This window comes from Klebsiella sp. Ech2A (assembly GCF_030078455.1).
In the GTDB taxonomy this organism is placed as follows: Bacteria; Pseudomonadota; Gammaproteobacteria; order Enterobacterales; family Enterobacteriaceae; genus Klebsiella; species Klebsiella terrigena.
The window spans coordinates 1-10,172 of the sequence record NZ_JAQGFU010000160.1; the positions used below are offsets into that span (position 1 = coordinate 1).

Consider the following 10,172-nt stretch of genomic DNA (forward strand, 5'->3'; position numbering starts at 1 on the left):
ATATCGGTATCATGCAGCGGGAACGTACCGGTGACGGTCAGCGCTGACACGGCCGGATCGCATCCCAGATAGCCGCGGCGATAGGCCGACAGCCGTTCGATAAACTCACCGAGGGGGAGATTATCGGCCTGTAGCAACCCGCGAGGCCAGGCAGGCTGCGCATTACGCAGCGGCGACATCGGGCCAAAGGAATCCTGACGGAAGGTCATCGCCTGACCGGCCTGCACGATCGACGCGTCGCTGACGGCCGCCGGGGAGACTTCCACCGCCCCCTGATACACCTGCAGCACGGTGGTATCGCCGAGCGCCTGCACGCTGAAACGCGTGCCGAGGGCGCGCATTTTGCCCTGCGCGGTGGCGATGGTCAGCGGGCGATGCGGATCGGCGGCGGTTTCGATCATCACCCGGCCGTTCAGCAGCCGCAGCGCGCGCTGCGTCGGGGTGTAATCAACGTTCAGCGCGCTGTCGGTGTCAAGCCAGATCCGCGAGCCATCAGCCAGCGTAAACGACCTTATTTCGCCGTGGGGGCTGTGATAATCGGCATGCCACGCCAGGAGCTGATTGCGCAGCGGCGTATGACGCCAGCTGCCCCAGGCGAGCAGGGTGCCGACGGAAATCCAGGCCGCCATTTTTAGCACCTGGCGCCGTCCGGCGGCGTGCGTTCTCTGGGTCAACGCGGTGAGTGCCGCCGTTTGTCGCTCATCACTTTCCCGCAGCGGCGAAAAGCGCTGGCTGATGTTCAGCACGTAGCGCCACGCCAGCTGATTCTCCTGACTCTCGTCAAGCCAGCGCTGTAACGCGGCGGGATAGGTCTGCGGTGACGCGAGGTCCTCGACTTCGGCATACCAGTTTGCCGCCTGCTGCAGCGCGGCGAAGCCGGGTTTATGGCTCATCGTATCTGACCGCGGCGGGGGGGAGTGCATCGAGATACTCGACTTCAAGACTCAGGCAGTGAAGCATGGCCTGAGCCATATATTTCTTCACCATGCGCTCGGAGACGGCGAGTTCAGCGGCGATTTTCGCGTAGGTCAGCCCGCCGATCTGCGACATCAAAAACGCCGCGCGGACTTTTTCCGGCAGCGCCTGCAGCATGGCGTCCACCTGAAAAAGCGTTTCCAGGACGATCGCGCAGTGTTCTGCTGAGACCGCGGTGGCCAGCGGTTGAGCCGCCAATGTTTCCAGCCAGACGCGCTCGATTTCTTTTCTGCGCCACAGGTCAATACACATGCCCTGAGCCATCGAGCCAAGGTAGGCGCGCGCGCCGGCAAGAGTGTCAAAGTTTCGCGGCTTTATCAGCAGGCGCAGGAAGACGTCCTGCGCCAGATCGGCGGCATCGCTGGCATTCCCAAGGCGTCGTCTGAGCAACTTTTGCAGCCAGTTGTTATGCTCGGAGAACAGCAGCACAATATTTTCAGCTGAACTAAAACCAGGAGATGACATGTCGCTCTAACCGCCAGAGGAGGGTAAACAGGAAACATTTAGACATGAAAATTTACATGAGAATGATTTTCATTTCAACATTGAATGCGAAAAAATTACCATCCACGTATTACGCATAAAAGGGTTGTCCCCTGAATAAGGGCCTGCTTTGAGTAAACTCACGCCCCTGCAATGCTGCGGTAAATTCGGCAACAACAAAGAAAACAGTCATCTTCGCAATTAAATATAGTGAAAATCATCCGCCAGCGGATAATTTAACCGGATGAAAATAATCCCCTCCCGCGAGCGAAAAAAATAATCTGCGGATTGACGCGCAAGCCGGTAATAAATTAATCAGGCAGTAAACGGCCTGCACCGAAAGTAACCTGCTTCATGGTGCAAGGTTTATCTCAGGCTCCGTCAAATAAAGAAAGACAATGTCTCATTTTGGTGCTTTTCAGGATCTCCCATGCATCATGATGATCCGTGCCCCATTGTGGTGCTCTATGGTTCACTCGGATATCCCGTTGATACTTAATGAATAAATTAATGGCATGTTTTGTGCTTATATTTATACGCCAGCGTAAAAAATGAAAGCGATACACAGGTAAACTCCGGGGCAGCAGCAATAATATGCAGCTTGCATTATCAGTGCCGATATGGCAGCCCGGAAAAGGATTGCAATGCGGTTATTATTTAACGCGCAACCGATTTAAAGTTCACGTTGACGATGATTTTCAAGGGGGGTGTCCTGTACGTAATTTAACCCGCATTGATCAACCCAAAAAATCATGCAGAGATAACGGCATTTATTATGCCGGGATTGATTTGTGCTGCAAAAAAATAGTACCTCCTTTGTTTTGAGAAACGAAAGGCAAAAGGCTTAGTTCTGTGAAAGTAAAGCATATACTGCCCCGATCGGCGGTTTGATAAGGATACAATGCTGATGCATAAACTCATAAAAAACTACAAAGCCGACGTCTATTTCGACGAACTGATCGACCATGAGGGCAATCCCCGCCGTTCAGCGCAGAGTTTGATTCAGTGTCTGGATTCGCTTGCGCCGGATGAACTTGAAAAGCGTCGTCTGGCGGCAGAGGCGACAATACAGGAAATGGGAATTAGCTTTACGGTGTATACCGACAAAGGAAATATCGACAGGATCTGGCCATTCGATATTATTCCCCGCACCATTGATGCTCAGGACTGGACGATAGCCGAAACCGGCCTGAAGCAGCGCCTTACCGCTCTGAACCGCTTTATCAATGACCTGTACAATGAACAACATTGCATCAAAGATGGCATCATTCCCGAATATATCATTAAGGAGTCGAAGAATTTTCGCCCTGAGTGTGTCGGGATGTCGCCACCTTATGGCGTCTGGGCGCATATTTGCGGGACCGATTTAGTCCGCGATGAAACAGGGCAGTTCTACGTGCTGGAAGATAACCTGCGCGTCCCCTCCGGCGTCTCCTATATGCTGGAAAACCGAGCCATCACCAAGCGCGTTCTGCCGGAGTTGTTTGAACGTGAGGATATCAAACCCATTGACGCCTATCCGGCACAGCTGCTGGAAACCCTGACGGCCCTGTCGCCCCGGCAGATTGAGCGCCCGGAAATCGTGGTGCTGACCCCGGGGATTTATAACTCTGCCTACTTCGAACACGCCTTTCTGGCCCAGCAAATGGGGGTAGAGCTTGTGGAAGGCGCCGATCTGTTTGTTGGCGACGACGACTGCGTCTACACCAAAACGATCTACGGCCCGGAGCGGGTGGACGTCATTTACCGACGCATTGACGATATGTTCCTCGACCCGGAAGTATTTCATCCCGAATCTGTTCTCGGGGTGCCTGGCCTGATGCGGGCATGGAAAGCCGGAAACGTGGCGCTGGCCAATGCTCCCGGCGCCGGGGTGGCGGATGACAAGGTCGTCTATGCGTATGTTCCGGCACTGATTCGCTACTATCTGGACGAAGAGCCTATTCTGCCGAATGTGGAAACCTTCCTCTGCCAGAATGATGATGAACGGGAATACGTTCTGCAGAACCTGGATAAGCTGGTGGTGAAACCGGCTAATGAATCCGGCGGTTATGGCATGCTGGTCGGGCCGCACTCGACCAAAAAAGAGCAGCAGCTGTTTGCCGAGCTGATCCAGGCGAATCCACGCAACTATATTGCTCAGCCGACGTTGAAGCTCTCTACCGCACCGGCGCTCATCGCGAAAGATTATCTGGAGCCGCGCCACCTCGATCTACGCCCCTTCATTTTGCAAAGCAAAGAGACTTACGTAACAACCGGTGGGTTGACGCGGGTGGCGATGAAAAAAGGCTCATTAGTGGTTAACTCATCCCAGGGCGGCGGGAGTAAGGATACCTGGATCGTGGAGAGCAAAAGATAATGAACATGCTATCAAGAGTTGCTGCGCGCCTGTACTGGAGCGCGCGTTATCTGGAGCGCGCGGAGAATATCGCGCGGTTAGTCAGCGTGTATGACGATCTGCTTTACGATCTGCCACGGGATATCGCTGTTTCCTGGTATAACCTGATCGAAATTAGCAGCGGCGTCGCCCTGTTTGGCCAGCGCTATAAGATTAAAGACGAACGCAATGTGCTGAAGTTTATGCTGGCCGACGAGAGCAACCCGGACTCTCTGCTGTCGTCATTAAAAATGGTCCGTGAAAATATCCGTACCAGCCGCGATGTGGTGCCGGGAGAGATGTGGGAGCTGATTAATGAACTGGATCTGTACGCCAGACAGAACATCCGCCTGGGGATCAACCGCTCCGAACGACATACGTATCTTAATAACGTCATTGAAGGATGCCAGAAAATTATCGGCCTGCTGACCGGGTCGATGAGCCGCGATGCCGGCTGGCATTTTCTGAACATGGGGCGCTATCTGGAGCGCGCCGATATGAATACGCGCATTCTGGACGCGGCAAATTCCCTGATGATGCAGGCGCGTGAGGAGGAGAGCATCAAGTTAGGCCAGGTGGTGTGGTCTAAGGTCCTGAAATCGCAAAGCGCCTATCTCAGCTTTCGCCGGGTAATGCGCTGTTCGATTAAAGGCTCGCTGGTGGTCACGCTGCTCCTGACGGATGGGCATTTTCCCCGTTCGCAGCGCTATTGCCTGCAGCAAATCAAGCTGGCCGCCGCTGAGCTGCCGCGGGCGGCGGCCGTTTCGGATCACATCGACAGTCTTCTGCTTGCAACCCGGGGCGTCGATAATTCTCACGATCTGAACCGCGAGTTTAGCCTCTACCTCAATGAGGTTCAGCTCAGCCTGATTGCGCTTCATCACCTGATTACCGATAACTGGTTTCATTTCCTGCAGGGGGATGCCGTATGACCATCCGGGTTGCGATTCAACATACAACGACTTACGAATTCGATCGTTTGATCAACGTGGCGCCGCATATTTTGCGCCTGCGCCCAGCGCCTCATTCACGTACCCATATACATGGCTATTCCCTGAAAGTGACGCCCGAGGACCACTTTATTAACTGGCAACAGGATCCGTTCGGCAACTATCAGGCGCGGCTGGTGTTTCCTGAAAAAACGAAACGCCTGGAGTTCGCGGTGGAGGTGATCGCGGACATGACCGTGATCAACCCGTTTGACTTCTTTATTGAAGAGTATGCCGAGCATTTCCCCTTTGCTTATGATTCCTTGATGCAGGAAGAACTCGCACCTTACCTTAAGGTCACCGAGCAGAGCCCTGAACTGGACGCGTGGCTGGATACCGTTGATTGCGAGGAAATGGTGCATATCGTGACCTTCCTGGTGCAGCTCAATAGTCGCCTGGCCAACGAAATTGACTATGGTATTCGCCTGGAGCCCGGCGTGCAGAGCTGTCAGGAAACGCTGACGTTGAAAAAAGGCTCGTGCAGGGATACCTCATGGTTGCTGGTGCAGATACTGCGTCATTTGGGGCTGGCAGCCCGCTTTGCCTCCGGCTATCTGGTGCAGTTGACTGCCGATGTAAAAGCGCTCGACGGTCCTTCAGGCCCGGAACAGGATTTCACCGATCTGCACGCCTGGTGTGAAGTCTATCTCCCCGGCGCTGGCTGGGTGGGGCTGGATCCGACCAGCGGCCTGTTTGCCGGAGAAGGGCATATTCCTTTAGCCTGCACGGCCGACCCGCAGTCTGCGGCACCGATTACCGGCGCAACCGACCCGTGCGAATGTGAGTTCAGCTATACCAACATTGTCACACGTATTCATGAAGATCCTCGCGTCACGCGGCCTTACAGCGAAGATGAGTGGCTGAACATCAACGCGCTGGGCCGCGCCGTGGACGTTGAGCTGCAGGCCAACGATGTGCGTCTGACCATGGGGGGCGAACCGACGTTTATCTCCATCGACGACATGGACTCCGCGCAGTGGAACACCGAGGCGCTAGGTAAGGACAAATTACGTCTCGCGAAAGACCTGCTGCTGCGGCTACAAGCTCAGTTCAGTCACGGGGGGCTGCTGCACTATGGCCAGGGTAAATGGTATCCGGGAGAGGAGGTTCCGCGCTGGGCGCTGGGGTGCTTCTGGCGCACCGACGGAGAGGCGCTGTGGCACGACCCGGAGCTCGTTGCCCGCGTCGATCGGGATTACGGTCACGGCATCGCTGATGCGGAGCGCTTTGGTCAGACTCTGTGTCAGCAGCTAGGCGTCGACGCCGGCTATTTGCAACCCGCGTATGAAGATGCGCTCTACTACCTGTGGCACGAGCGCGCGCTGCCGGAAGGGGCCGACCCGAGGAAGGCGAATCTCGAGGATGACCTTGAACGGCGCAGGCTGGCCAGCTTGCTCAGCCGCGGTATGGAAAACGCAACGGGCTACATTCTCCCCGTGGAGTTTGATGGTCACCGGTGGCGGAGCAGCCGCTGGCCGATGCGGGGGGACCTGATTACGCTGATCCCCGGGGACAGCGCCATGGGTTACCGTCTGCCGCTCAGTTCGCTGCCGCCACTCACCGAAGATGAGCGCGTCATCGAACGCGATCCTTTCGAGCCTCGCGAACCGCTGGCGGTTTTTGCGTTCGGGGAAGAGGCGGCCACCACCATTGCCCAGCAGGCGTTGCAGCAACAAAAATCGGCGGTTAACAGCAGTAAAAGCGTGGTCCGCACCGCGCTGTGCCTCGAGCCGCGCGAGGGCAAGCTCCATCTGTTCCTGCCGCCAGTCACCCATCTGGAGAATTATGTTGCCCTGATTCATGCCGTCGAAGCGACGGCCAGCGCGTTGCAGCTGCCGGTGGTGATTGAAGGTTATGAGCCGCCAAAAGATGCTCGCCTGCAGAAGCTGTTGTTAACCCCCGATCCGGGGGTTATCGAGGTCAATATTCACCCGGCCAGCCACTGGGATGAGCTGGTCCACAATATTGAAACGCTCTACGAGCAGGCGCAACAGACCCGACTGGGGGCCGAGAAGTTTATGCTTGATGGCCGGCACACCGGCACCGGGGGCGGTAACCACGTGACCTTAGGCGGGGCCACTCCTGCCGACAGCCCTCTACTGCGGCGTCCCGACCTTCTGCGTAGCCTGGTGACATACTGGCAGCACCATCCGGGTCTTTCCTACTTATTCTCCGGAATGTTTATTGGCCCAACCAGCCAGGCTCCGCGTCCGGATGAAGGACGGGATGAAGCGCTTTACGAAATGGAGATAGCCTTTCAGAACATGCCGGAAGGGCTGGTTGATACCCCATGGCTGGTGGACAGGCTGATGCGCAACCTGCTGGTGGATATCACCGGTAATACCCATCGCTCAGAATTTTGTATCGACAAACTGTACGCGGCAGGCAGCAGTAGCGGCCGTCTGGGGCTGCTGGAGTTTCGCGGCTTCGAAATGCCGCCGCACGCGCGCATGTCGCTGGTGCAGTTGCTGCTGCTCCGTTGCCTGGTGGCGCGCTTCTGGAACCAGCCGTATCACAAGCCGCTGGTCCGTTGGGGCACCCAGTTGCACGATAAGTTTATGTTGCCGCATTTCGTCTGGCAGGACGTAAAAGAAGTGGTGGATGATCTGCAGCGGCATGGCTATCCATTTAAATTGTCATGGCTGCTGCCGTTTGAAGAGTTCCGCTTCCCGCACTATGGTCGCCAGGAAATTGATGATATTGCGCTCGAGCTTCGCTGGGCGATCGAGCCGTGGCATGTACTGGGCGAAGAAGTAACGCAGTCCGGGACCTCTCGCTACGTTGACTCCTCCGTCGAACGCCTGCAGGTGCGCCTGTCCGGTTTGACTGAAGGACGCTATGTGCTGGCGTGCAACGGCCGCCGCGTACCGCTGCGAGCGACCGGCAAGAAGGGGGAGATGGTGGGGGCGGTGCGCTATCGGGCCTGGGCGCCGCCATCGGCGCTGCATCCAACTCTTGGGGTGAATACCCCCCTGGTGTTTGACCTGATTGATACCTGGAACGGCCTTTCCATAGGTGGCTGCAGCTATCGCGTCAGCCACCCGGGCGGACGTCACTATGAGACGCTACCGGTCAACAGCAATGAAGCTGAGGCAAGGCGCGTCAATCGATTCTGGGATCATGGCTTCACCCAGGGCGTCTTGACGCCTCCTCCCGCATTCAGCGCGTTAAGGACATTCTATGAGCATGAGCAGGTTCCGCGCCCTATGGCTCCGCCGGATGAAGAGCCGGGCGATGAATACCCGCATACTTTGGATCTTCGCAGGAAGTATACTAGGATTTAGCTTTGAGCCGGGTAATCAGAATACATGACAGCTTCTTTTTCTGAATCAATCACGCCGGCCTGTGGGCTGGCGTCTTTCTCTGTCGAACTCTCTACGACAGACGTCTATAACGAAGCTTGCGATCCGGCGAACGTCATCCGCCCACACTGGACTGAGGTCATGAACAGCGTCGGCGAGATGGGTATAGAAGGGATGGAAAACCGTCTTCGTCAGGCCAGGCGTATTTTGCGCGATGATGGCGCAACCTATAACCTCAATGGCGATCCGCTGTCGCCAAACGTCTGGTCGCTGGACATCATTCCCAATCTGTTGGCGGAGGACGAGTGGTTAACCGTTGAACGCGGGCTGGCGCAGCGCTCGCTGCTTTTCGACCTGATACTTAAAGATTTCTACGGCGAACAGCGGCTGCTGAAAGAGGGCGTTATCCCGTCAGAAATCGTTTTCTCTCACCCAGGGTTTCTGCGTCAGTGCCACGGTATACGTTTGCCGGGCGCGCATAATCTCATCTTCCACGCGGTCGATCTCGTTCGCGGCGGTGATGGACAGTTTGTGGCTATTGGCGATCGTACCCAGGCGCCGAGCGGCACCGGTTATGTTCTTGAAAACAGAATCGCCGTTTCTCGCGTGCTGCCGTCGCTGTTTCGCAACAGCAATGTCCGGCGGCTTTCCGGCTTCTTTCACGCACTGCGGCATACGTTAGCCGGTCTTGCCAGCCACAAAACAGAGACCCCGCGGATCGTGGTGCTGACGCCCGGTGCATACAGCAGTACCTATTTTGAGCATGCTTATCTCGCAAACTATCTCGGTTTTCAGCTGGTTCAGGGCGGCGACCTGACCGTGCGTAACGGCAGGGTGTGGTTGAAGTCCCTTAATGGCCTGTCGGAAGTTGATGTGATTTTGCGCCGTATGGATGATACTTATTGCGACCAAACGGAACTACGTTCCGACTCACGACTGGGCGTTCCGGGGCTGCTCGAAGTGGTACGCAGCGGTAACGTCGTGCTGGCGAACCCTCTGGGCTCGGGGGTTCTTGAGGCGCCGGCGCTGCTGGCGTTTCTCGCAGAAATTAGTCAGTGTTTGCTTGGCGAACCGCTATTGATCCCGACGGTTAAGACCTGGTGGTGCGGTCGCGCTGAGGATCGCGATTTTGTGATCCGTAACCTTGAGCACCTGATAATCAAACCGTCCTGGCGCAGCTTTGATAGCAAAAGCATTTACGGTCATAGCCTGGACGACCACAATCGGATGCTCACCATTCAGCAGATCACCGCCAACCCGCACAACTACGTGGCTCAGGTATATATACCCGGCTCGCGCGTGCCGGTCTGGGATAATCAACAAATTGAATATCGGCCCGGCATTTTCCGCGCGTTTACCGTCGCCACCCCGGAGGGATACTGCGTCATGCCCGGAACGCTATCACGGGTAGCTGAGTCCGCTGATGAATTTATTGTTAGCGATTTATCCGGCGCACGCAGCAAAGATACGTGGATACTGGGGGAAAAACCCGACATAGCGCAGCAGCCGCTGACGGACTCCATTCCTCGCGATGAGGGAAATCTGCCCAGCCGCGTTATAGAGAACCTGTTCTGGTTTGGCCGCTATGCGGAACGCGCCGAAATGAGCCTGCGGGTGATACGCACGCTTTTCAAACAGCTCAACGGGGTTGAGCTGTTTATGCCTGAAAGCCGCGACGTCCTGCTGGGGGCATTATTTCCGCTCACCGGCACCTTGCCTGAAACGGACGCCAGCGGTGACCAGAATCATGAGCTTTCTTCGTTGGTTTGTGATGGCCAACGCGCCGGGTCCATTAAATTTAATATCCAAAGCATGCTGACCTGCGGCGAGCAGGTAAAAGAGATGCTCTCGGCCGATACCCGAATTATTCTCAATGAGTTACGCGATTGTATTCGGGCGGTGGAGGTGGCCTATCAGGATGGGCTGCCGGAGCTCCCGGAAGAGTCACTGGATAATCTGGTCACCTCTTTACTGGCGTTATCCGGGCTGAACCATGAAAGCATGCTGCGTGGAATGGACTGGCGGTTTTAGGAGAATTTCCGCCGC

Annotated in this window: 7 protein-coding genes; 5 read left to right on the forward strand and 2 right to left on the reverse strand. The window is 56.1% G+C overall.

All coding sequences use genetic code 11. The features are described 5' to 3' along the window. Window positions 1-893, reverse strand: an 893-nt coding sequence (locus PFH44_RS20985; protein ID WP_283826038.1) for a FecR domain-containing protein, incomplete at its 3' end; no start/stop codon positions are given. Then, complete coding sequence (locus tag PFH44_RS20990; RefSeq protein ID WP_133599732.1) at window positions 883-1,440, reverse strand: sigma-70 family RNA polymerase sigma factor; 558 nt, start codon at window positions 1,438-1,440, stop codon at window positions 883-885. The genes PFH44_RS20985 and PFH44_RS20990, both read right to left, overlap by 11 nt. Window positions 1,441-2,052: 612 nt before the next feature. Here PFH44_RS20990 and PFH44_RS20995 point away from each other — a divergent pair. The 5 genes from PFH44_RS20995 (at window position 2,053) to PFH44_RS21015 (ending at window position 10,157) form a co-directional block, all read left to right on the forward strand. After that, on the forward strand, window positions 2,053-2,283 hold the full coding sequence (locus PFH44_RS20995; RefSeq protein ID WP_283826040.1) for a hypothetical protein: 231 nt from the start codon (window positions 2,053-2,055) through the stop codon (window positions 2,281-2,283). An 82-nt stretch (window positions 2,284-2,365) separates the two neighbouring features. Next, window positions 2,366-3,817, forward strand: coding sequence for a circularly permuted type 2 ATP-grasp protein (locus PFH44_RS21000; protein WP_237374742.1), 1,452 nt, complete (start codon window positions 2,366-2,368; stop codon window positions 3,815-3,817). Between the two features lie 5 nt (window positions 3,818-3,822). Next, entirely contained in the window at window positions 3,823-4,767 is a 945-nt protein-coding gene (locus PFH44_RS21005; protein WP_045859556.1) for an alpha-E domain-containing protein, read from the forward strand. After that, window positions 4,764-8,108, forward strand: a complete 3,345-nt coding sequence (locus tag PFH44_RS21010) for a transglutaminase family protein (protein WP_283826042.1) — start codon at window positions 4,764-4,766, stop codon at window positions 8,106-8,108. Before PFH44_RS21005 ends, PFH44_RS21010 begins: the two co-directional genes overlap by 4 nt. Window positions 8,109-8,132: 24 nt before the next feature. After that, the gene (locus PFH44_RS21015) at window positions 8,133-10,157 is read left to right on the forward strand and encodes a circularly permuted type 2 ATP-grasp protein (protein WP_283826043.1); all 2,025 of its coding nucleotides are present in this window, start codon (window positions 8,133-8,135) and stop codon (window positions 10,155-10,157) included. Window positions 10,158-10,172 lie beyond the last annotated feature (15 nt).

Bases quoted from the DNA above. Each gene is read 5' to 3' on its own strand.
- PFH44_RS20990 (WP_133599732.1), bottom strand. From the start codon at position 1,440: ATGTCATCTCCTGGTTTTAGTTCAGCTGAAAATATTGTGCTGCTGTTC.
- PFH44_RS20995 (WP_283826040.1), top strand. From the start codon at position 2,053: ATGCAGCTTGCATTATCAGTGCCGATATGGCAGCCCGGAAAAGGATTG.
- PFH44_RS21000 (WP_237374742.1), top strand. From the start codon at position 2,366: ATGCATAAACTCATAAAAAACTACAAAGCCGACGTCTATTTCGACGAA.
- PFH44_RS21005 (WP_045859556.1), top strand. From the start codon at position 3,823: ATGCTATCAAGAGTTGCTGCGCGCCTGTACTGGAGCGCGCGTTATCTG.
- PFH44_RS21010 (WP_283826042.1), top strand. From the start codon at position 4,764: ATGACCATCCGGGTTGCGATTCAACATACAACGACTTACGAATTCGAT.
- PFH44_RS21015 (WP_283826043.1), top strand. From the start codon at position 8,133: ATGACAGCTTCTTTTTCTGAATCAATCACGCCGGCCTGTGGGCTGGCG.